Source organism: Mumia sp., assembly GCF_028803055.1.
In the GTDB taxonomy this organism is placed as follows: Bacteria; Actinomycetota; Actinomycetes; order Propionibacteriales; family Nocardioidaceae; genus Mumia.
The window spans coordinates 1-21,230 of sequence record NZ_JARBCJ010000033.1; the positions used below are offsets into that span (position 1 = coordinate 1).

Annotated in this window: 21 protein-coding genes and 2 rRNA genes; 21 read left to right on the top strand and 2 right to left on the bottom strand. The window is 71.4% G+C overall.

What is annotated here, in order from left to right:
* Window positions 1-327: ribosomal RNA gene (locus PV363_RS05305) — 23S ribosomal RNA — on the top strand; the annotation flags it as partial.
* Between the two features lie 99 nt (window positions 328-426).
* Window positions 427-543: ribosomal RNA gene (gene rrf / locus PV363_RS05310) — 5S ribosomal RNA — on the top strand.
* A gap of 280 nt (window positions 544-823) precedes the next feature.
* On the opposite strand, the gene PV363_RS05315 is transcribed toward rrf, so the two are convergent.
* Window positions 824-1,924 (bottom strand): DUF1015 family protein, encoded by a 1,101-nt coding sequence (locus tag PV363_RS05315; protein WP_220341833.1) that lies wholly within the window; start codon window positions 1,922-1,924, stop codon window positions 824-826.
* 43 nt (window positions 1,925-1,967) lie between these two features.
* On the opposite strand from PV363_RS05315, the gene PV363_RS05320 reads away from it, so the two are divergent.
* The 19 genes from PV363_RS05320 (at window position 1,968) to der (ending at window position 20,417) form a co-directional block, all read left to right on the top strand.
* The gene (locus PV363_RS05320) at window positions 1,968-3,092 is read left to right on the top strand and encodes an HAD-IIA family hydrolase (protein ID WP_301021822.1); all 1,125 of its coding nucleotides are present in this window, start codon (window positions 1,968-1,970) and stop codon (window positions 3,090-3,092) included.
* A gap of 28 nt (window positions 3,093-3,120) precedes the next feature.
* On the top strand, window positions 3,121-3,384 hold the full coding sequence (locus tag PV363_RS05325) for a hypothetical protein (protein ID WP_301021823.1): 264 nt from the start codon (window positions 3,121-3,123) through the stop codon (window positions 3,382-3,384).
* A complete protein-coding gene (locus PV363_RS05330; RefSeq protein WP_220345195.1) occupies window positions 3,381-4,214 on the top strand; it encodes a TlyA family RNA methyltransferase in 834 nt (277 codons plus the stop codon). Before PV363_RS05325 ends, PV363_RS05330 begins: the two co-directional genes overlap by 4 nt.
* Window positions 4,211-5,188: an NAD kinase gene (locus PV363_RS05335; protein ID WP_220341829.1), complete on the top strand. Its 978-nt coding sequence runs from the start codon at window positions 4,211-4,213 to the stop codon at window positions 5,186-5,188. Before PV363_RS05330 ends, PV363_RS05335 begins: the two co-directional genes overlap by 4 nt.
* Before the next feature lie 7 nt (window positions 5,189-5,195).
* Window positions 5,196-6,899: a DNA repair protein RecN gene (recN, locus tag PV363_RS05340; protein WP_301021824.1), complete on the top strand. Its 1,704-nt coding sequence runs from the start codon at window positions 5,196-5,198 to the stop codon at window positions 6,897-6,899.
* A gap of 103 nt (window positions 6,900-7,002) precedes the next feature.
* A complete protein-coding gene (gene steA / locus PV363_RS05345; RefSeq protein ID WP_220365059.1) occupies window positions 7,003-8,169 on the top strand; it encodes a putative cytokinetic ring protein SteA in 1,167 nt (388 codons plus the stop codon).
* The gene (locus tag PV363_RS05350) at window positions 8,169-9,065 is read left to right on the top strand and encodes a copper transporter (RefSeq protein WP_220341826.1); all 897 of its coding nucleotides are present in this window, start codon (window positions 8,169-8,171) and stop codon (window positions 9,063-9,065) included. The genes steA and PV363_RS05350 overlap by 1 nt, the downstream gene beginning before the upstream one ends.
* 194 nt (window positions 9,066-9,259) lie before the next feature.
* Window positions 9,260-10,954: a CTP synthase gene (locus tag PV363_RS05355; protein ID WP_220341825.1), complete on the top strand. Its 1,695-nt coding sequence runs from the start codon at window positions 9,260-9,262 to the stop codon at window positions 10,952-10,954.
* Window positions 10,951-11,592: an NUDIX hydrolase gene (locus PV363_RS05360; RefSeq protein ID WP_220345192.1), complete on the top strand. Its 642-nt coding sequence runs from the start codon at window positions 10,951-10,953 to the stop codon at window positions 11,590-11,592. Before PV363_RS05355 ends, PV363_RS05360 begins: the two co-directional genes overlap by 4 nt.
* Window positions 11,593-11,656: 64 nt before the next feature.
* Window positions 11,657-12,775, top strand: coding sequence for an alanine dehydrogenase (gene ald, locus PV363_RS05365; protein ID WP_220345191.1), 1,119 nt, complete (start codon window positions 11,657-11,659; stop codon window positions 12,773-12,775).
* Window positions 12,772-13,710 (top strand): site-specific tyrosine recombinase XerD, encoded by a 939-nt coding sequence (gene xerD / locus PV363_RS05370; RefSeq protein ID WP_301021825.1) that lies wholly within the window; start codon window positions 12,772-12,774, stop codon window positions 13,708-13,710. The genes ald and xerD overlap by 4 nt, the downstream gene beginning before the upstream one ends.
* A gap of 86 nt (window positions 13,711-13,796) precedes the next feature.
* Complete coding sequence (locus PV363_RS05375) at window positions 13,797-14,681, top strand: ParA family protein (RefSeq protein ID WP_301021826.1); 885 nt, start codon at window positions 13,797-13,799, stop codon at window positions 14,679-14,681.
* Window positions 14,666-14,998: a hypothetical protein gene (locus PV363_RS05380; RefSeq protein ID WP_220341820.1), complete on the top strand. Its 333-nt coding sequence runs from the start codon at window positions 14,666-14,668 to the stop codon at window positions 14,996-14,998. The genes PV363_RS05375 and PV363_RS05380 overlap by 16 nt, the downstream gene beginning before the upstream one ends.
* Window positions 14,995-15,870 carry a segregation/condensation protein A gene (locus tag PV363_RS05385; RefSeq protein ID WP_301021827.1) on the top strand — a complete coding sequence of 292 codons (876 nt, stop codon included), beginning with the start codon at window positions 14,995-14,997 and terminating at the stop codon, window positions 15,868-15,870. The genes PV363_RS05380 and PV363_RS05385 overlap by 4 nt, the downstream gene beginning before the upstream one ends.
* Complete coding sequence (gene scpB / locus PV363_RS05390) at window positions 15,857-16,552, top strand: SMC-Scp complex subunit ScpB (protein WP_301021828.1); 696 nt, start codon at window positions 15,857-15,859, stop codon at window positions 16,550-16,552. Before PV363_RS05385 ends, scpB begins: the two co-directional genes overlap by 14 nt.
* Entirely contained in the window at window positions 16,545-17,285 is a 741-nt protein-coding gene (locus PV363_RS05395; RefSeq protein ID WP_220341817.1) for a pseudouridine synthase, read from the top strand. Before scpB ends, PV363_RS05395 begins: the two co-directional genes overlap by 8 nt.
* The gene (locus PV363_RS05400; protein WP_301021829.1) at window positions 17,282-18,364 is read left to right on the top strand and encodes a prephenate dehydrogenase; all 1,083 of its coding nucleotides are present in this window, start codon (window positions 17,282-17,284) and stop codon (window positions 18,362-18,364) included. Before PV363_RS05395 ends, PV363_RS05400 begins: the two co-directional genes overlap by 4 nt.
* A 14-nt stretch (window positions 18,365-18,378) precedes the next feature.
* Window positions 18,379-19,071 carry a (d)CMP kinase gene (cmk, locus tag PV363_RS05405; RefSeq protein ID WP_301021830.1) on the top strand — a complete coding sequence of 231 codons (693 nt, stop codon included), beginning with the start codon at window positions 18,379-18,381 and terminating at the stop codon, window positions 19,069-19,071.
* The gene (gene der, locus PV363_RS05410; RefSeq protein ID WP_301021831.1) at window positions 19,068-20,417 is read left to right on the top strand and encodes a ribosome biogenesis GTPase Der; all 1,350 of its coding nucleotides are present in this window, start codon (window positions 19,068-19,070) and stop codon (window positions 20,415-20,417) included. The genes cmk and der overlap by 4 nt, the downstream gene beginning before the upstream one ends.
* A gap of 39 nt (window positions 20,418-20,456) precedes the next feature.
* Here the strand turns inward: der and PV363_RS05415 are convergent, their stop codons facing one another.
* Window positions 20,457-21,074, bottom strand: a complete 618-nt coding sequence (locus PV363_RS05415) for an alpha/beta fold hydrolase (RefSeq protein WP_301021832.1) — start codon at window positions 21,072-21,074, stop codon at window positions 20,457-20,459.
* Window positions 21,075-21,230: the final 156 nt, after the last annotated feature.

Genomic DNA, 21,230 nt, shown 5'->3' on the forward strand with positions numbered 1-21,230 from the left:
ACGCGAGCTGGGTTTAGAACGTCGTGAGACAGTTCGGTCCCTATCCGCCGCGCGCGTAGGAAACTTGAGAAAGGCTGTCCCTAGTACGAGAGGACCGGGATGGACGAACCTCTGGTGTGTCAGTTGTTCTGCCAAGAGCACTGCTGATTAGCTACGTTCGGGAGTGATAACCGCTGAAAGCATCTAAGCGGGAAGCACGTTTCAAGATGAGGTTTCCCACCCCTTGTGGGTTAAGGCCCCCAGTAGACCACTGGGTTGATAGGCCGGAAGTGGAAGCGCAGCAATGCGTGTAGCTGACCGGTACTAATAGGCCGAGGGCTTGTTCTACACACACTTCAACGACACTTATGCGTCCACTGTGAGGTTCTGGGACCACAACCCAGAACCCGAAACACACCAAAGTTTTGGGGTTGTAACCCGAAGGGTTACGGCGGCCATGGCGAAGGGGAAACACCCGGCAACATTCCGAACCCGGAAGTTAAGCCCTTCAGCGCCGATGGTACTGCACGGGAGACTGTGTGGGAGAGTAGGACGCCGCCGGACAATATTTAGGCCGAAGGCCGTCACCACTGGTGACGGCCTTCGGTCATTTTTGCGTTCACCCTCGCGTCTTCAGAGCCAGCACGCCATGATCCTTTCGGCAAGCGCTCGCCCTCGCGCTTGGCCGGCACGCGCAACGTCAGGGCGCCGTGAGAGATCCCTCTCCGTGGGCCCGAACAGGTGCTCCGAGGCGCTCATCGGTGTCGCCTTCCGGGAAGCGCCGGGCGGGCGCTCCCGGTGGCGACGAGCTCAGTCGCCCGATCGTGGGTGTGCAGCGGGGAGGTCAGCCCCAGCGGCGCATGATCATGCCGACGCGCGGCTTCGGGCGGAACCACGATGACTTGTGCGGCAGGAGCCGACCGGTAGTCGCCGCCCGTGTCACGGTCTCCAGAGACGGCGTCGCCAGCAGGAGCGAGACGCCGCCCTCCTCCTTGGCGATGCGCGCGGCCGCGTCCAGGTCCGGCTCGTAGCTGACCGCGTCGGACTCCAGCCCGTGGTGGGGGGTGAAGACGTCCTCGACCCAGCACGAGGCGCACTCGTACGCGTCGACGCCCAGGAACCGTCGCCCGTCGGTCAGCACGCAGCGCGTCTCGCTGACGGCGATGAACTCCGCAGCGGCCTCGACGCCGGCAAGCTCGAGAGCGGGCAGCGGCAGGCCCAGCAGCGCTTCGTCGAGGTTGAGCTGTGCGACGAACCGGTGGATCGGGCCGACCGTGAGGACGGGCTGGTCGAGCACGAGCGTGAGCGCGAGTCGGCCCTCACGCTCGGGGGCGGTGCGCCACGCGGCATAACGGTGGTGGCCGTCGGCGATGACGAGCTGCTGGTCCGCGAGGCGCTCGCTGACCGCTCGAAGAGTCTCCGGGTCGGTGATCGCCCAGATCTCGTCCGACCGGCCGAGGTCCTCCGCCACGTGGTCGGCTGGGCGGTCGGTCGCCGCCGCCAGCAGGGGACCGATCGGCTCCCGCGTGGTGTAGGCGGTGATCGGCTCCCACTGGGCCCGCGTCGCCTCGGCGAGGCGGGCCTGCCGGATCGCGTACGCGGCGATCACGTCCTCGTGCGGGCGAAGGTTGCCCGCCTCGAGGTCGACGAGCACGACGACGCCGAGGGCCTCGTGGCCGTCCTCGACCGTGCGGTATGCGTAGAAGGCGGGCTCCGCGTCGATGCCGAGCGTGCCGTCGTCCATCCACTCATGGGCGACGCGCGTCGCCTGATGGGGGTCGTCGCTCCTGAACGCAGGCTCGAGCAGCCGGAGCACGTGGTGCTCGGGCAGGTCTCGAGGGGCCCGTGACCAGGACGCCGACGGCACGTAGGTACGGGTCGAGACGACGGCGGAGCCGCCGCGGAAGCCCACAGCCCGGAACGGTCGGATGACGGCGTTGTCCACCGGTGCATCGTAGGCCAGACGTCGTGGCCCTACGCTGGTCGCGATGCCCGACCACACGCTCAAACCTGCCGCCGCCTCGTGGGCGGACGCCTCCTCCGACTCCCGCCGGCGCCCGACCGTGCGCCTCTCCGCCTGCGACGACCCGCTCCGGGAGCGCTACGACGTCGCGATGCTCGACCTCGACGGCGTCGTCTACCGCGGCGAGGACGCGATCGAGCACGTCGCCGAGAACCTCGAGGAGGCCCACAAGGCGGGCCTGCGACTCGCCTACGTGACCAACAACGCTGCGAGGACGCCCGACGCTGTGGTGGCCAAGCTCCGCGGGCTCGGCATGCCGACCGACGACGACGGCGTGGTCACCTCGGCCCAGGCGGCGGGGCGACTTCTCGCGGGCCTTGTACCGGCGGGCTCCCGCGTCCTCGTCGTCGGCGGCGAGGGCCTGAGGCGCGCGGTCGAGGAGCACGGTCTCGTCGTGGTGACGTCTGCTGACGACGAGCCGGCAGCAGTGGTCCAGGGCTTCTCGCCCGACCTCGGATGGCAGCAGCTGGCAGAGGCAGCGTACGCGGTCTCGACCGGCATCCCCTGGGTCGCGAGCAACACGGACGGGTCGATCCCGACCGCGCGCGGTCTCGCTCCCGGCAACGGCACCCTCGTCGCTGCCGTCGCCACCGCCACCGGGCGGCGGCCGGAGGGTGCGGGCAAGCCGTACCCGCCGCTCTTCGACGAGACGGTCCTCCGCGTCGGTGGGTCGCACCCGCTCGTCGTCGGCGACCGGCTCGACACCGACATCGAAGGCGCCAACAACGTCGGAGCCGACAGCCTCCTCGTGCTGACCGGCGTCAGTGATCTCGACGCCGTGGTCGCCGCAGCGCCTTCCGTGCGTCCCACCTACGTCGCGCCGGACCTGCGCGCCCTTTCGCTGCCGCAGACCGCGGTGGAGGTCGTGGACGGCTCCGCACGCTGTGGCAGGCACACGGTCCGTGCCGAGCGAGGCGCCCTCGTCGTGGACGGCGCGCCGGGGGTGGACGAGCCGCTGTCGGCCGTCGAGCTGCTGCGTGCCGTCGTGGCGTTGTCGTGGCACCACCACGACGAGGTGGCGGGGGAGTCCGGGTCGCGGCTCGACCTCTCTGCCGTCCGTGCCGCCCTCGCGGGCTGGGGAGTGCGATGATCGATCCGGTGACACGAAGGAGCGCGAGATGACCGAAGGCGCCTCCGAGCGCGAGACCCCGGGCCTGCGACCGGGTCCCCGTCCAGGACCTCCGAGCCCGCGACCGGCCCCGCCCCAGGCGGCGCCCGCCGACGAGGACGGGCCGGACCCCCGTGTCCAGGCGGTCCTCTCCGATCTCGAGAAGCTCGCCGAGCTGCCGGTCGGCGAGCACCTCGCGGTGTACGAGCGGGTGCACGCCAAGCTCCGCGAGGTCCTGCAGACGGCCGGCCAGCAACCACCCGAGACCCCGTGAGCCGACGGATCCGGCTCGACGCGGAGCTCGTACGCCGTGGGCTCGCGCGGTCGCGCGAGCAGGCGAGCGACCTCATCACCGCGGGACGGGTGACGGTCGACGGCGCTCGTGCGTCGAAGCCGGCGACCCAGGTCACCACCGATCAGGCGGTGGTCGTCCGCGACGTGGAGAACGACCCGGGGTACGCCTCCCGGGGCGCCTACAAGCTGCTGGGTGCGCTCGAGGCCTTCGAGCCGCTCGGCCTCGCCGTCGACGGACGCCGGTGCCTCGACGCCGGTGCCTCGACGGGTGGCTTCACCGACGTCCTGCTGAGGCGTGGTGTGAAGGAGGTCGTGGCCGTCGACGTCGGCTACGGCCAGCTCGTCTGGGCGCTCCAGAAGGACCCTCGCGTGGTGGTCCACGACCGGACCAACGTGCGCGAGCTCGAGCGGGAGACGATCGGTGGGCCGGTCGACCTGGTCGTGTCGGACCTGTCGTTCATCTCGCTCACGTTGGTGATGCCCGCGTTCGCGCGGGTCTGCGTCGACGACGGCGACCTGGTCCTGATGGTGAAGCCGCAGTTCGAGGTGGGCAAGGACCGTGTCGGCAAGAAGGGCGTCGTCCGTGACCCGGCGCTCCACGTGGACGCGGTCGTGGGGGTGTGCCGCGCGGCGGAGGGCGTCGGATGGGGCACCCGAGCGGTGGCCGCCAGCCCGTTGCCTGGCCCGAGCGGCAACGTCGAGTACTTTGGGTGGTTCCGGCGGGACGCTCCGCCCGTCGTCGAGGACGACGTCCGCGCGGCGGTGGACGCAGGACCGTTGGGATCACCGAGCGGACGGGAGCACCAGTGAGCACTGCACCATCGACCAGCGGTGGGCGGCGCGTGCTGATCCTCGCCCACACCGGCCGCGACGAGGCCAGCAAGGTCGCCGCTGAGTTCGCCCGAGCGATGGTGTCCGAGGGCATCGCCGTCCGCGTCGTGTCCGAGGACGCACCTGCCTTGGAGCGCTGGGGTCTCCCGGACGCGGAGATCGTCCCGGTCGAGCCCGCAGCGGGACGTGGCTGCGAGCTCGCGGTGGTGTTCGGCGGCGACGGGACCCTGCTGCGCGCTGCCGAGCTCGTCCGCGAGTGCGGCACGCCGCTGGTCGGTGTCAACCTCGGCCACGTCGGCTTCCTGGCGGAGGCGGACGTGGACGATCTCGACCACACGGTGCGACGGGTCGTCGAGCGCCGCTACACCGTCGAGGAGCGGATGACCGTGGACGCGCGCGTCTTCGTCGACGACCAGGAGGTCGCCCACAGCTGGGCGCTCAACGAGGCCACCGTGGAGAAGGCGTCCCGGGAGCGGATGCTCGAGGTCGTCGTGGCGATCGACGACCGCCCGGTCTCGCGCTGGGGCTGCGACGGCGTGGTCTGTGCGACGCCCACCGGCTCCACGGCCTACAACTTCAGCGCCGGCGGCCCGGTGGTCTGGCCCGAGGTGCAGGCGCTCCTCATGGTGCCGATCAGTGCGCACGCGCTGTTCGCCCGCCCGATGGTCGTCTCACCGACGTCGCTCCTGGCGATCCAGGTGATCCCCGAGGCACCGTCCTCCGGAGTCCTGTGGTGCGACGGACGACGGACGTACGACCTGCCGCCCGGTGCGCGCGTCGAGGTCCGGCAGGGCGACAAGAACATCCGCCTCGCCCGCCTCCACCAGGCACCGTTCACCGACCGCCTCGTGCGCAAGTTCGACCTGCCCGTGAGCGGCTGGCGGGGGTCCGCGGCGAACCGCATCAGCGCGGAGGACCGGCGGAGCCCCTACGGCGGATCGAAGGAGGGCTGAGGCGCTCGTGTGGCAGGAGATCAGGCTGTCGTCGCTGGGCGTGATCGCCGACGCCGAGCTCGAGCTCGGTCCCGGGCTCACGGTCATCACCGGCGAGACGGGTGCGGGCAAGACCATGGTCGTGACCGCACTCGGACTGCTGCGCGGGTCGCGCGCGGACTCCGGGCTGGTCCGGCACGGCGCGGACCGGCTGCGGGTCGAGGCGACCGTCGACGTCGGGGCGCTGCCCGGGGTCCGGGCGCTCCTCGACGAGACGCCTGCGGAGACCGAGGGCGACGAGCTCGTCCTGGCCCGGACGATCGGCAAGGACGGCCGCTCCCGGGCGTACCTCGGCGGCGCGTCGGTGCCCGCCGGGATGCTGGCCCGCCTGAGCGAGCAGCTGGTGGCGGTCCACGGACAGTCGGACCAGCACCGGCTGCTGCGGACGGGTGCCCAGCGTGCGGCGCTCGACCGCTTCGGTGACGTCGAGGCGCTGCTGGAGGACTACCGACCGGCCTACTCCCGGCTGCTCGAAGCACGCCGCACGCTCGACGACCTGACGTCGGCCGGCCAGGAACGCGCCCGCGAGCTCGACGTCCTCGTCTTCGGTCTCGACGAGATCGCGGCCGTCGCCCCTGAGGAGGGGGAGGACGACGCGCTCCGCATCGAGGAGGCGCGACTCGCCCACGCGGAGTCGCTCGCTCTCGCCGCCGCGGAGGCGCACAGTCTGCTGTCCGACACCGACGACGCCTCCGACGTGCTCGACCTGCTGGGCCGTGCGAGCGCCCTGCTCGACGGCGTCCGCGAGCACGACCCGGCTCTCGACGTCCAGGCGCGCCGGCTGGACGAGGTGCGGTTCACCGTCAGCGACGTCGCGGGCGAGCTGGCCTCGTACTCCGACGGCGTGGAGGTCGACCCGGCACGGCTGGCGGGGGTGTCCGAGCGTCGGGCGGCCCTGGCCGGGCTGACCCGCAAGTACGGTCCCACGGTGGCCGACGTCCTTCGTTGGGCCGAGGAGGCGCAGGTCCGCGTGACGACGCTGCAGGGCGACGACGGTCGCATCGCCGAGCTCGCGGACGAGATCGCGGCCCTGGAGAGCGAGCTGCTCGCGCAGGCGGCGACGATCACCGCCCGTCGCCGCGAGTCGGCCGTACGCCTGGCGGCCGAGGTCGGTGCGGAGCTCGAGGCGCTCGCGATGCCCCACGCGCGGATCGACGTGCAGGTGGACGCGCCGGCCTCGCCGACGCCGGCCGATCTCGGTCCTGACGGTGTGGACGCGGTCGAGATGCTGCTGGCCGCCAACGCTGGTGCGGCCCCTCGGCCTCTCGCCAAGGGAGCCAGCGGCGGAGAGCTCTCCCGCGTGATGCTGGCGCTCGAGGTGGTGCTGGCCGACCGCGCCAGCGTGCCGACGTTCGTCTTCGACGAGGTCGACGCCGGGATCGGGGGACGCGCTGCCATCGAGGTGGGGCGTCGGCTGGCCCGGCTCGCGGCGAACGCCCAGGTCCTCGTCGTGACCCACCTGCCGCAGGTCGCGGCGTTCGGAGACCGGCACTACCACGTGCTCAAGTCCGACGACGGCACGGTCACCACGAGCGGGGTCGGCCTGCTCGACGACGACGCACGCGTGGCGGAGCTGTCACGGATGCTCGCCGGGCTGGAGGGGTCGGCGACGGCCGAGGCCCACGCCCGTGAGCTCGTCGACCTGGCGGCGGAGGATCGCGCCCTCCGCTGACGGTGGAGCGCGCTGACGGTGGCGCCCTGAGCGGGCCAATCCGGACACGCCGGACGGCCCAGGGTGCGCCGATCCCCGCAGGGCCGGTGGCAGCATGGCGTCGGTGAGCCTGCTGAACCTCCGCCGTACGCCTCGCGACACCGACCTCGACGTCATGGGACCGGTACGCCTCGTACGCAGCGCACGAGACATCAGACGAGTCCGCTCCGGCGACGTGGCCGTGGCGGACCTGCCGGACCTGGACCGCAGTGCCGCCGAAGAGCTCCGTGAGCGGGGGGTCGTAGCGGTCGTCAACGCCGCCACCTCCAGCACGGGGCGCTATCCGAATCTCGGCCCCCAGGTGCTGGTGGGTGCGGGCGTCCCTCTGCTCGACGCCGTCGGCTCCGAGGTCCTCACGTCGCTCAAGGACGGCGAAACGGTCGGACTCGACGGGACGAGGCTCGTCCGTGGCGACGAGCCCGTGGCCGAGGGCACGCTCGTGGACGCGACGGCGGTCGAGGAGCTGCTGAGCCGCGGACGCAACGGCATGTCGAGGCAGATGGAGACGCTGGCGGCCAACAGCGGCGAGTACCTGCGCCGCGAGCACGCCATGCTCCTCGAGGGCGTCGGCGTGCCGGAGCTCACCACGAGCCTCGCCGGTCGCGAGGTCGTCGTCGTGCTGCCGGGCGCGGACGCCCGCGCCGAGATCCGGTCGATGAAGCGCTATCTGAAGGAGCGCAAGCCGGTCCTGGTCGGTGTCGACTCCGGCGCCGACGCACTGATGGCCGCGGGCTACGAACCGGCGGTCGTGGTGGGTGACATCGCGCAGATGAGCGATCGCACCCTGCGGGTCGCCGGGGAGGTCGTCGTCACGGGGTCTCGTCGTCACGCGGAGTCGGAGGAGCGCCTGGAGCGACTGCAGCGCACGTCGGTGGGCTTCCCCGGTGCTAGCGGGTCGGAGGAGGCGGCGCTGCTCCTCGCGGATGCGCGGGGCGCCCGGGTCGTCGTGACCGTCGGCGGCTTCGGGACTCTCGAGGAGTTCCTCGACTCCGCCCGCTCGGGAGGCGCCACCCGGTTCCTCACCCGCCTTCGCCTCGGCGCGACGCTCGTGGACGCCAAGGCGATCACAGGGCTTCACCGTCCGCGGTTCACCTGGCTCCAGGTGCTCCTGGTCCTGCTCGTCGCCCTGGTCGCCCTGGGGGCGGCGATCGCGACCACCCCGGTCGGGGGAGAGTGGTTCGACTCCGCCCGCGACTGGCTGTCCACCGCGATCCAGGAAGCCCGTGCCTGATGCCCGTCCGCTCGCTGCTCGTCGTCGCCGCTGCGCTCCTGCTCGCTCTCGCCGGCGGGATCGCTCTCGGGACCGGTGTGCTCGACGGTGCCGAGGCTCCTCCCGCCGCCGCGGACACCTCCAGGTCGGCCGAGGACACTCCTGAGGACGTCGCTGCCCGCGGCCTCGCCGAGGCCTACCGCGACCAGCTCGGTGCGGCACCGCTGGCCGGCCGGCTCACCGGCAGGTCGGTCGTGATGGTCACCCTGCCTGGGGCCGCGGACTCGACCGTCGACTCCGTCGACGCCGCACTGAAGGCGGCCGGGGCCACCGTGGTCGGTTCGGTGGCCGTCACCGACCGCATGCTCGACCCTGCTGACCGCCAGCTCGCTGTAGGCGTCGCCCAGCAGACCTTGAAGGGCGTGACCGACACGCCGACCGATGGGCTCGCCAACTACGAGGTGGTCGGAGCCGCGCTGGGACGTGGGCTCGCGGCGAAGGCGACGACCGCGGTGGACGCCCCCGCGCAGACGATCGTGTCGGCACTCACCGAGGCGAAGCTGGTGGGGACCGCGCAGGCGCCGGCGTCGCGCGCTCAGCTGGCGCTGGTGGTCGCGGGGACGGACGAGACCTTCGAGAGTGGACGCGGTGAGCTGTTGGCCACCATGGTCTCCGGGATGGACTCAGCGGGCCTGGGGAGCCTCGTGGTCGGCCCGGTGGGCTCGGGTGCCCCCGACGGCGCGGTCGAGGCCGTCCGCGCGTCGCCGTCTGCCGAGAGCGTGTCGACGGTCGACGTGGTCGGGGTGCCGTTCGGAGACGTCGCCCTCGTGACCGCCCTGCAGCAGGAGAGCAGCGGGAAGGCCGGACACTTCGGCACCTCGGGCGCGGCCGACGGTGATCTGCCAACGCCCGGATGACCTCGGCCTGGCCGGCCGAGGTGTCGCAGGTCGCACGCGCCACGCCCCGCGGAGGTCCCGGACGTTGCCGGACCTTGATAGGGTGAAATCCCGTGAACATGTGCATTGATCCGCCTGTGTTCCACTGACGTGCCACGCGTCGTCCGGACCAACCGGACGCCGACCCGGCAACACACACGATCACGGGAGTTCCCTTGGCAAACTCGGTGCCCACCAAGCACGTCTTCGTCACCGGCGGCGTGGCTTCCTCGCTCGGCAAGGGCCTCACGGCGTCCAGCCTGGGCCGGCTCCTCAAGTCCCGCGGTCTGCGCGTCACGATGCAGAAGCTCGACCCCTACCTCAACGTCGACCCGGGCACCATGAACCCGTTCCAGCACGGCGAGGTGTTCGTCACCAACGACGGGGCCGAGACCGACCTCGACATCGGCCACTACGAGCGGTTCCTCGACGAGGACCTCGTCGGTCGCGCCAACGTGACGACGGGTCAGGTCTACTCCGAGGTCATCGCCCGTGAGCGTCGTGGCGACTACCTCGGCGACACCGTCCAGGTGATCCCGCACATCACCAACGAGATCAAGGACCGCATGCTCACCATGGGCGGGCCTGCCGTCGACGTGGTGATCCACGAGATCGGTGGCACCGTCGGTGACATCGAGTCGCAGCCGTTCCTCGAGTCCGCGCGCCAGGTCCGCCACGAGATCGGCCGCGACAACTGCTTCTTCCTGCACGTCTCGCTCGTCCCCTACATCGGTCCGTCGGGGGAGCTCAAGACCAAGCCGACACAGCACTCGGTGGCCGCCCTGCGCTCGATCGGCATCCAGCCCGACGCCATCGTGTGCCGCTCCGACCGGGAGGTCCCGGTGAGCGTCAAGCGCAAGATCTCGCTGATGTGCGACGTCGACGCCGAGGCGGTCGTCAACGCGATCGACGCGCCGTCGATCTACGACATCCCGAAGGTCCTGCACACCGAGGGCCTCGACGCCTACGTGGTACGCCGTCTCGACCTCCCGTTCCGTGACGTCGACTGGAAGCAGTGGGACCAGCTCCTGCGCCGCGTCCATGAGCCGGAGGAGGAGGTCACCGTCGCGCTCGTCGGCAAGTACGTCGACCTTCCCGACGCCTACCTCTCGGTGGTCGAGGCGCTGCGGGCCGGCGGCTTCGAGCACGACGCCAAGGTCCGCGTGAAGTGGGTGCCGTCCGACGAGTGCGCCACGCCGGCAGGCGCTCAGCAGTGGCTCGGCGACGTCGATGCCGTGTGCGTCCCCGGCGGGTTCGGCATCCGCGGCATCGAGGGCAAGCTCGGTGCGCTGACCTGGACGCGCGAGCACCAGGTGCCCACCCTCGGGCTCTGCCTCGGCCTGCAGTGCATGGTCATCGAGTACGCGCGCTCGTTCGCCGACATCCCCGACGCCAGCTCGACGGAGTTCGACCCCGCCACCGAGCACCCCGTCATCGCGACGATGGCCGAGCAGGAGGCGTACGTCGAGGGCGCCGGCGACCTCGGCGGCACGATGCGTCTCGGTCTCTACGCCGCTCGCCTGACGCCGGGTTCGGTCGTCGCGGAGGCGTACGGCGCCACCGAGGTCGAGGAGCGCCACCGGCACCGCTACGAGGTCAACAACGGCTACCGCGACACGCTCGAGAAGGCGGGGCTGTCGTTCTCCGGCGTCTCGCCGGACAACCATCTGGTCGAGTTCGTCGAGCTGCCGCGCGAGGTCCACCCGTACTACGTGGGCACCCAGGCGCACCCCGAGCTGCGGTCGCGCCCGACCCGTCCGCACCCGCTGTTCGCCGGTCTTGTCGCTGCGGCGCTGGCCCGGCAGCGCGAGATGCGTCTGCCGGTCGACGAGTCGGGTCTGCGTCGGCGTCCCGCCGAAGTCACCGCGTGAGCGCGGCGACGCGCGTCGCGCACCCCACCCTGCCCGGTCTCCTGCTCGCTCCGGGCGAGCAGCTCGAGGACCGCGCCGAGTCGTGGCAGGTCCGCAGCAGCGAGACCCCGTACGCGTCGGCGTTCGTCGACGTCGTCCTGGATCAGGTCGAGACGCCCGAGGGCGGCACGATCAACCGGACGACCGTCCGCCACGACGACGCGGTGGGAGTGGTGGCGCTCGACGACCAGGGGCGCGTCCTCCTGCTCGAGCAGTACAGGCATCCCGTCCGAGAGCGGCTCGTCGAGCTCCCGGCCGGGCTCCTGGACATCGAGGGCGAGTCGGCCGCCGACGCCGCGGCGCGCGAGCTGGCCGAGGAGACGGACCTCGTCGCCTCGGAGTGGTCGCACCTCGTCACCCTCCGCTCGTCGCCCGGATTCACCGACGAGCGGGTCGAGGTCTACCTCGCGCAAGGGCTCGAGGCCGTCGCCGATGACGCCCGCACCGAGCGGCTGGACGAGGAGGCCGACATGACGAGCGTGTGGGTCCCGCTGGGCGACGCGGTCGCGGCCGTGCTCGACGGGCGGATCACCAACGCCCTGGCCGTCGCTGGGCTGCTGGCGGGTCAGGTGCGCGCACACGGGGACACGTCCGCCTAGGATCGGCTGTGTCGACGACCGCCCAGCGGCAACGCTGTCATGAGCGGTCCGGGAGGAGTGCACGATGAGGATCGGCGTCCCACGCGAGGTCAAGGTCCACGAGTACCGCGTCGCGATCACCCCGGCGGGAGTGCGTGAGCTTCGGGAGGCGGGCCACGACGTGCTCGTCGAGGCCGGAGCCGGCGAGGGCTCCTCGATCTCCGACGGCGAGTTCGTGCGTGCCGGGGCTGACATCCTCCCCGGTGCCGAGGGGGTCTGGGCGGCCGCTGACCTGCTGCTGAAGGTCAAGGAGCCGATCCCCGAGGAGTACGCCCGGCTGCGACCCGACCAGGTGCTCTTCACCTACCTGCACCTCGCCGCGTCGCGAGAGTGCACCGAGGCGTTGCTGGCGGCCGGGACCACGGCGATCGCGTACGAGACCGTGCAGACCGCCGACCGGGCGCTCCCGCTCCTCGCGCCGATGAGCGAGGTGGCGGGACGCCTCGCGTCCCAGGTGGGTGCCTACCACCTGCTGGCCCCCGAGGGCCGCGGCGTGCTCATGGGCGGCGTGCCCGGAGTGCATCCGGCCGACGTCGTCGTCCTCGGTGGGGGCGTGTCCGGCCGCAACGCTGCCGCGATCGCGCTGGGCATGGGGGCACGTGTCTCCCTGTTCGACATCAACGTCGGCCGGCTGCGCCAGCTCGACGCGGAGTTCGGCGGACGGCTCCAGACCGTCGCCTCGAACCGCTATCAGGTCGAGGGCGCGGTGGCTGAGGCCGATCTCGTCATCGGCGCGGTGCTCGTCCCGGGAGCCAAGGCGCCGCGCCTGGTGACCCACGAGATGGTCGCCACGATGCGACCCGGCAGCGTGCTCGTCGACATCGCGATCGACCAGGGCGGCTGCTTCGAGGACTCGCGTCCGACCACGCACCTCGCGCCGACGTTCGCGGTCGAGCGGTCGGTGTTCTACTGCGTCGCGAACATGCCTGGTGCGGTGCCGCACACGTCGACGTACGCGCTGACCAACGTGACCATGCCGTACGTCCTGGCGCTCGCCGAGCACGGGTGGCGCGAGGGGCTGCGGCTGGACCCTGCCCTCCGCGCCGGTCTCAACGTCCACGACGGCTCGGTGACCAACGAGGGGGTCGCGGAGGCGCACGCCATGACGTACGTCTCGCCCGACGCGGTCGTGGGGGTCTCGTGAGCGAAGCCGGCCGAAGCGACGTTGGTCGGCTCGTCGAGGAGTACCTCAGCCACCTGGGCGTCGAGCGGGGCCTCGCCGCCAACACGCTCTCCTCGTACCGCAGGGACCTGCGCCGCTACTCCGCCTATCTCCGGGAGCGGGGGATCGCGTCCCTGGACGAGATCGCGGAGGCCGACGTGACGGACTTCCTCGCCGCGCTGCGGGAGGGGGACGACGACCATCCGCCGCTCAGCGCGCCCAGCGCGGCCCGCACGCTCGTCGCGGCCCGGGGCCTTCACAAGTTCGCGCTCCGCGAGGGCGTCATCGGACGCGACGCCGCGGCGGAGGTGAAGCCACCGGCACCGCCGCGGCGACTTCCCAAGGCCCTCGCGGTCGAGGAGGTCGAGGCGTTGCTGGACGCCTCCGGATCGGCGGGCACCGCGCTGGCGACACGTGACCGGGCCCTGCTGGAGCTCCTGTACGGCACGGGTGCCCGGATCTCGGAGGCCGTCGGGCTCGACGTCGACGACCTCGATCTCGAGGCCGGTGAGGTGCTGCTGCGCGGCAAGGGCGGCAAGCAGCGCGTCGTCCCGGTCGGGCGCTTCGCCCAGGAGGCCGTACGGGCTTATCTCGAAGGAGTGCGTCCGGGACTGGTGAGCGCGCGGACCCCGGGAGGAGCGATCTTCCTCAACTCCCGAGGCGGTCGGCTGTCGAGGCAGAGCGCCTGGGCGGTTCTCGCGAAGGCTGCACAACGGGCCGGCATCACCGTCGACGTCTCGCCGCACACGCTCCGCCATTCCTACGCCACCCATCTGCTGGACGGGGGCGCCGACGTCCGCGTCGTCCAGGAGCTGCTCGGGCACGCCTCGGTCACCACGACGCAGGTCTACACGCTGGTGACCATCGACAAGCTGCGCGAGGTGTATGCCACGGCACATCCACGCGCCCTCGCGTAGCGCCGCCGACACGCCGCGCGGCGCCAGGGTGGAGACTTGTCGACTTGGTACAGTCCAGTCAGCCACCACCACGGGATCGAGAGCGCATGAACCAGCACCGCGATCTGCTCAGCGAGCTCCCGTCGGCCGGCGCCGAGATCGGCCCGACCGGCCGGCCCATGCCGGAGTTCCCCGCTGCGGGACCCCCGAGCGGAGGACCCGCCTACGTCATCGCCCTGTGCAACCAGAAGGGCGGCGTCGGCAAGACGACGACGACCATCAACCTCGGTGCCGCGCTGGCCGAGGCAGGTCGTCGGGTCCTCCTCGTCGACTTCGACCCGCAGGCCTCCCTGACCGTCGGCCTCGGCTTCCCGGCCCACGATCTCGAGGCCACGGTCTACCACCTGCTCATGCACGACGACGTCGACGTGCCGGACGTGCTGCTCAAGACCCGCACCGCCAACCTCCACCTGCTGCCGTCGAGCATCGACCTGTCAGGCGCCGAGATGAGCCTGGTGCACGAGGTGGGCCGCGAGCAGACGCTGGCCCGGATGCTCCGGCCGGTCCTCAACGACTACGACGTCATCCTCATCGACTGCCAGCCGTCGCTCGGCCTGCTCGCCGTCAACGCGTTGACCGCCTCCGACGGCGTCCTGATCCCGCTCGAGTGCGAATACTTCGCGCTGCGCGGTGTGGCGCTGCTCAAGGAGACGATCGAGAAGGTCCGCCAGCGCACCAACTTCGACCTGGACATCATCGGTCTCCTCGGGACGATGTACGACAGCCGGACCCTCCACAGCCGAGAGGTGCTGCAGACCCTGGTCGACGGGTGGGGAGACAAGGTCTTCCACACCGTCATCCGCCGTACGGTGAAGTTCTCCGACGCCACCGTGGCGGGGGAGCCGATCACTGATTTCGCACCCGAGTCCAAGGGTGCCGAGGCCTATCGCCAGCTTGCTCGGGAGGTGCTCGTCCGGTGCCCCGGCGTGTGAAGCTGCCTGGCGCCGACGAGCTGTTCCGACCGACCACCGCCCCGGAGCACCCAGGCTCTGCTGCGTCCGCAGAGGGCGACGGGGCCGCGGACGCCGGACGCCGCGGCGGGCGGGTCAAGCACGACAGCAAGGTCACCGTCTACATGAACTCCGCGGAGCTCCTCGATCTCGAGGCGGCCCGCCTGGAGCTGCGGCGCGACCTCGGACAGACGTTGGACCGCGGACGGCTGATCCGCGAGGCGGTCGCGATGGCGCTGGCTGAGTACGCCGAGAACGGTGCCGACGGCGAGCTCGCCCGGCGACTCGGGGCGACGTGAGCGAACCCGCTGGGTTCGTCGTGCACCTCGACGCGTACGAGGGTCCGTTCGACCTGCTGCTGCAGCTGATCGCCAAGCACAAGCTCGACATCACCGAGATCGCGCTGTCCAAGGTCACCGTCGAGTTCATCGCCCACCTCAAGGCGATGGGCCCCGACGGTGACCTCGAGCAGACGACCGAGTTCCTCCTCGTCGCCTCGACCTTGCTCGACCTCAAGGCCGCACGGCTCCTGCCGCAGGCCGACGTCGAGGACGAGGAGGACCTGGCGCTGCTCGAGGCACGCGACCTGTTGTTCGCCCGGCTGCTCCAGTACCGCGCGTTCAAGCTCGTCGCGGCGCGGATGCAGGCGCGGCTGGCGGACGAGTCGAAGCGGTTCCCTCGGTCGGTGGCGCTGGAGCCCCGCTTCGCCACGCTGCTGCCCGAGGTGCTGATCAGCATCGGTCCGGACGAGCTCGCCCTTCTCGCCGCGAAGGCCATGCAGCCGAAGGTGCCGCAGATTCTCTCGCTGGCGCACCTGCACGCACCGCAGGTCAGTGTCAGGGAGCAGGCGGTCCTGGTCGTCGAGCGGCTGCGGCGCGGCACCTCGATGACCTTCCGCGCGCTGGTGGCCGACGCCCCGGACACGTTGACGAAGGTGGCTCGGTTTCTCGCCCTGCTGGAGCTGTTCCGCGAGAGCGTCGTCTCGTTCGACCAGGTCACGCCGCTCGGCGAGCTCACGATCCGGTGGACGGGCACCGACGACGGTGAGGTCGAGGTGAGCGCGGAGTTCGACGAGTCCGACGCAGTACCCGTGGGCGCACCGGACGACGTACACGACGGGGCACGAGCCGGGAACGAACCCGAGACCGAGGATGCAGATGGACGACAGTGACGCGACCGGTCCTGCCGATCAGCCGAACCCGGAGGACCCGGAGGACCCGCAGGAGCCGCCCGAGGCGTACCCGTTGCGCCCCGCGCTCGAGGCCGTCCTCATGGTCGCCGACCAGCCCCTCGACCACGTCACCCTCGCGTCGGCCGTCGGGCACCCTCCCGCCGTGGTGGAGACGGAGCTCGTCGAGCTCGCGCGCTCCTACGACGATGAGGGCCGTGGGTTCGAGCTGCGCAGGATCGCCGGCGGCTGGCGCTTCTTCACCAGGGCCGAGTACGGGGGAGCGGTCGAGCGCTTCGTGCTGGAGGGTCAGCAGGCCCGCCTGACGCAGGCGGCGCTGGAGACGATGGCCGTGGTCGCGTACCGTCAGCCGGTCTCGCGGGCGCGGGTCTCGGCGATCCGCGGCGTCAACGTCGACGGCGTCATGCGCACGCTCGTGACGCGTGGGCTGGTCGCCGAGGCCGGGACCGACAGCGAGACCGGAGCCGTGCTCTATGCGACGACTCCGTACTTCCTCGAGCGGATGGGACTCTCCAGCCTCGACGAGCTGCCCGACCTGGCGCCGTTCCTGCCGAGCATGGACGACATGGACGATCCCGAGGTCCTCGGCGGCGGCGCCGCACCGGTGACCCCCGAGGCGCCCGAGGGTGAAGGCGCCGAACCTGAAGGAGACGAGCATGTCTGAGCAGCACCCCGACGGTGTCCGTCTGCAGAAGGTCCTCGCGCAGGCCGGGGTGGGCTCGCGTCGCGCCAGCGAGGACCTGATGGCCGCGGGCCGCGTCACGGTCAACGGCGAGGTCGTCACCGTGATGGGCCTGCGCGTGCACCCCGCGACCGACGTCATCCACGTCGACGGCAAACGCATCCCACCGGCGTCGGACAAGGCGTACCTCGTGCTCAACAAGCCGCGCGGCGTCGTGTCGACCATGAGCGACGAGCACGGCCGGAGCGACCTCTCGTCGTACGTCGCCGACCGACCGGAGCGGCTCTTCCACGTCGGCCGGCTCGACACCGACACCAGCGGACTGCTGCTGCTCACCAACGACGGCGAGTTCGCGAACCGGATGGCGCACCCCTCGTTCGAGATCACCAAGACCTACGTCGCCGAGGTCGAGGGCGAGGTCACCCGCGGGCTCGGGCGACGGCTGAAGGACGGGATCGAGCTCGACGACGGACCCGTGCGCGTCGACCGGTTCGCGGTGAAGCAGACGACGGCCGACCGGAGCATCGTCGAGCTCGACATCCACCTCGGCCGCAACCGGATCGTGCGCCGCATGATGGAGGCCGTCGGCCACCCGGTCGTGAAGCTCACCCGGACGGCGTTCGGGGGGATCCACCTCGGCGGGATGAAGCCAGGGGAGCTGCGCGACCTGACGTCGGACGAGCTCGGGGTCCTGTTGGATAGCGTGAAGCTGTGACCTCCGCCCCGCAGTCCCGTGCTCTCCCGGGTCCCGTCCTCGTCGTGGGCTGCGGACTCGTAGGCACCTCGCTGGCGCTGGCGCTCACGCGGTCGGGCGCCGAGGTGCACCTGCGAGACACCAGTCCGGAGCACGCGCGCACCGCCGAGATGCTCGGCGCGGGCACGCTGGCCGCTCCCGAGAGGGTGGCGCTCGTCGTCGTCGCCGTTCCACCGGACTACGTCGCCGAGGTCGTCGCCGAGGCGCTGGGGGAGTGGCCGGACGCCGTCGTCACCGACGTCGCCAGCGTGAAGCTGCCGCCGTTGCAGGCGCTCGCGTCGGCCGGGACCGATGGCCTCGAACGCTACGTCGGGAGCCACCCGATGGCGGGCAGCGAGCGGTCCGGCCCGACGGCCGCCTCCGAGAACCTCTTCGAAGGGCGTGCCTGGGCGATCACCCCGCACGCCGCCGTCTCCGACGCCGCCATGGAGCTCGTCCGTGACCTCGGCCGTACGGCCGGGGCGACGCTCGTCGAGATGCCACCGGACGAGCACGACGTCGCCGTCGCGCGTGTCTCGCACCTGCCGCAGGTGATGTCGGTCCTGACGGCCGCGCGCCTGCACGGAGGTCCGACCGACCACCTTGCCCTGGCCGGCCAGGGTCTGCGCGACGTGACCCGCATCGCCGGCAGCGATCCCGGCCTCTGGCGCCAGATTCTCTACGCGAACAGGCTGCCGCTGGTGGAGCTGCTGCGAGGTGTGCGCGACGACCTCGACGAGCTCCTCGACGGCATCGAACGCCGCCAGACGATCGAGGACGTGCTCGGCCGCGGTGTCTCCGGCACCCGTCTGATCCCGGGCAAGCACGGCGAGGAGACGCCCGCCGCGCTGGCCACCGTGTTCATCCAGGTGCCCGACCAACCGGGCGAGCTCGGGCGCCTTTTCCGCGATACGGGACAATCGGGAGTGAACATCGAGGATCTGCGTATCGACCACGACCTCGGCCGACCGGTCGGTGTCGCGGAGATCACCGTCCGCTCCGAGCGCGCCGACGAGCTCGCGGCCGCGCTCACCGAGCGCGGTTGGACTGCCCACCTGTGAGGAAGGACCTCTCTGTGCCCCCTGTTGTCATCGCTCTCGACGGCCCGTCCGGGTCCGGCAAGTCGAGCACGGCCCGCGGCGTCGCGACGCGGCTCGGCCTGGCCTACCTCGACACCGGGGCGATGTACCGCGCCCTGACCTGGGCGGTGCTGCAGCGGGGCGCCGACGTCGAGGATGCCGCCGCGGTCGCCGCCGCGGCCGCGGACGCGACCATCGTCTCCGGCACCGATCCGCAGGCTCCGACGATCACCGTCGACGGTGTCGACGTCTCCGGTCCGATCCGCAGCCAGGAGGTCACCGATGCCGTCAGCCAGGTGAGCCGGGTCCCGGAGGTTCGCGAACGCCTGGTCAGGCTGCAGCGCGAGACGATCGCGGCCTCGGAGGGGATCGTCCTCGAGGGTCGAGACATCGGCACCGTCGTGGCCCCCGACGCGCCGCTCAAGGTCTTCCTCGTGGCCGACACGAACGCCCGCGCCGCTCGGCGGGCGGCCGAGCAGGGGCAGGCAGAGGCCGCTCACGTCGAGGCGACGGCTGCGTCGCTCCAACGCAGGGACGCGATCGACTCGTCTCGTACGACGTCGCCCCTCGCCAAGGCTGACGACGCGATCCAGCTCGACACCACCCATCTGACGCTCGACGAGGTCATCGACGAGGTCGTCCGCCTCGCTGCGAAGGCCGCCCCTGCTCTCGGAGGAACCACCCCATGACCGATCCCGTCAACGAGTCCGACAGCGGACGGGTCCCCGTACTCGCCGTCGTCGGCCGCCCCAACGTCGGCAAGTCGACGCTGGTCAACCGCATCCTGGGGCGACGCGAGGCCGTCGTCCAGGACGTCCCCGGCGTGACCCGCGACCGGGTCTCGTACGACGCCGAGTGGAGCGGACGCGAGTTCACCGTGGTCGACACCGGCGGCTGGGATCCCGACGCCCGAGGTCTCGCCGAGCGCATCGCGGCGCAGGCGGAGGTGGCGGTCTCCGCGGCCGACGCCGTCATGTTCGTCGTCGATGCGACCGTGGGCATCACCGATGCCGACGAGCAGGTCGTCAAGGTCCTCCGTCGTTCGGGCAAGCCCGTCGTCCTGGTCGCCAACAAGGTCGACGACGAGCGAGGAGAGCTCGAGGCGGCGACCTTGTGGAACCTGGGCCTCGGTGAGCCGTTCCCTGTCTCCGCCCTTCACGGCCGAGGCGCCGGCGACCTCCTCGACATCATCCTGGAGATCCTCCCCGACGCACCGCAGGAGACCGACGACGAGGACGAGGGACCGCACCGGGTCGCCCTGGTCGGCCGGCCCAACGCCGGCAAGTCGAGCCTCCTCAACAGGATCGCCGGCTCGGAGCGGGTGGTCGTGGACAGCGTCGCCGGCACCACCGTCGACCCGGTCGACGAGCTGGTCGAGCTCGGTGACGAGCTCTGGCGCTTCATCGACACCGCCGGCATCCGCCGCCGGGTCAAGGAGGCGTCGGGCCACGAGTACTACGCGAGCCTGCGCACCGCGTCGGCCATCGAGCGGGCCGAGGTCGCCGTCGTCGTCATCGACTCGAGCGAGCCGATCTCGGAGCAGGACCTTCGGATCATCCGCCAGGTCGAGGAGGCGGGGCGCGCACTGGTCCTCGCGTTCAACAAGTGGGACCTCGTCGACGACGAGCGCCGCTACTACCTCGACCGCGAGATGACCCGCGAGCTGGTTCAGGTCCAGTGGGCGCCCCGGGTCAACATCACGGCGCTGACGGGCTGGCACGTCGACCGCATCGTGCGCGCGCTCAACACCGCGCTCGACGGCTGGTACACCCGCGTCCCGACGGGGCTCCTCAACACCTTCCTGGGCCGTCTGGTCGCCGAGCACCCCCACCCGGTGCGCAGCGGGAAGCAGGCCAAGGTGCTTTTCGGGACCCAGGCCAGCGTGGCGCCGCCCACGTTCGTCCTCTTCACGTCGGGCAAGCTCGAGGACCAGTACATCCGGTTCATCGAGCGCCGGCTGCGTGAGGAGTTCGGGTTCGAGGGATCGCCGATCCACCTGACCCAGCGCGTACGGGAGAAGCGCAAGCGCCGCTGACGTCAGGCGCCTCGCGTGGGATCGATCGCCTCGCGAGGCTCAGCCGTCGAGGAACGGCAGCACGGTGTCCAGCCATGCCTGGGGAGCCCGGGCGTGGATCAGGTGGCCGACGTCGATGGTGACGCGGCGCGCGTCGGGGACTCGGTGCACCAGCTCGTCGATGGTGTCGTCCGGGACGTGGCTGGTGGGGCCACCGGCGAGGACGAGCGTCGGTGCCGTGACACGCGCGAGATCCTCGCGCCACGAGGGGTCCGGGCCGTCGATCTGGCGGCGGACGGCAAGGACCACGTCCCAGTCGAAGGGCAGCGGTCCGTCGGGCCGCTGAGGGGTGCTCGGGGTGCGCGGTCGTAGCGCGCCGACGTCTTCGAGGACGAGACGACGCACCCGGCTCGGATACGTCGCGGCGAGCTGGCACGCGATGGCTCCGCCGAGCGAGTGGCCGACGAGGTCGACCTGGTCGATGCCCTGCGCATCGAGCAGGTCGATGACGTCGTCACGCATCCGGTCCAACGTGTACGGGGGCTCCCAAGGTGCGTCCCCATGTCCACGGAGGTCGGTCGCGTGGACCTCGCGCCCTCGGGAGAGGGCGGGCATGAGGGCGTCCCAGCTCGCACGCGTCTCGCCCAGCGAGGGCAGCAGGACCAGCGGCGGCGCCATGAGGCGACCGTACGGCGGCTGTCAAGCAGGGTCGTCCGTCCCCGCGCTCGGCACCTCGCGCGACCTCGTAGGCAGTGTCGAACGGGTTCGGGACGGCTGCTAATGTTGCTTGTCGGGTCCAGGACGCGTTTCTGGGCCTTCGGGCTGTGGCGCAGC

Bases quoted from the DNA above. Each gene is read 5' to 3' on its own strand.
- scpB (WP_301021828.1), top strand. From the start codon at position 15,857: ATGGACGACAGTGACGCGACCGGTCCTGCCGATCAGCCGAACCCGGAG.
- PV363_RS05325 (WP_301021823.1), top strand. From the start codon at position 3,121: ATGACCGAAGGCGCCTCCGAGCGCGAGACCCCGGGCCTGCGACCGGGT.
- PV363_RS05320 (WP_301021822.1), top strand. From the start codon at position 1,968: ATGCCCGACCACACGCTCAAACCTGCCGCCGCCTCGTGGGCGGACGCC.
- ald (WP_220345191.1), top strand. From the start codon at position 11,657: ATGAGGATCGGCGTCCCACGCGAGGTCAAGGTCCACGAGTACCGCGTC.
- PV363_RS05375 (WP_301021826.1), top strand. From the start codon at position 13,797: ATGAACCAGCACCGCGATCTGCTCAGCGAGCTCCCGTCGGCCGGCGCC.
- PV363_RS05395 (WP_220341817.1), top strand. From the start codon at position 16,545: ATGTCTGAGCAGCACCCCGACGGTGTCCGTCTGCAGAAGGTCCTCGCG.
- der (WP_301021831.1), top strand. From the start codon at position 19,068: ATGACCGATCCCGTCAACGAGTCCGACAGCGGACGGGTCCCCGTACTC.
- PV363_RS05350 (WP_220341826.1), top strand. From the start codon at position 8,169: ATGCCCGTCCGCTCGCTGCTCGTCGTCGCCGCTGCGCTCCTGCTCGCT.
- PV363_RS05415 (WP_301021832.1), bottom strand. From the start codon at position 21,074: ATGGCGCCGCCGCTGGTCCTGCTGCCCTCGCTGGGCGAGACGCGTGCG.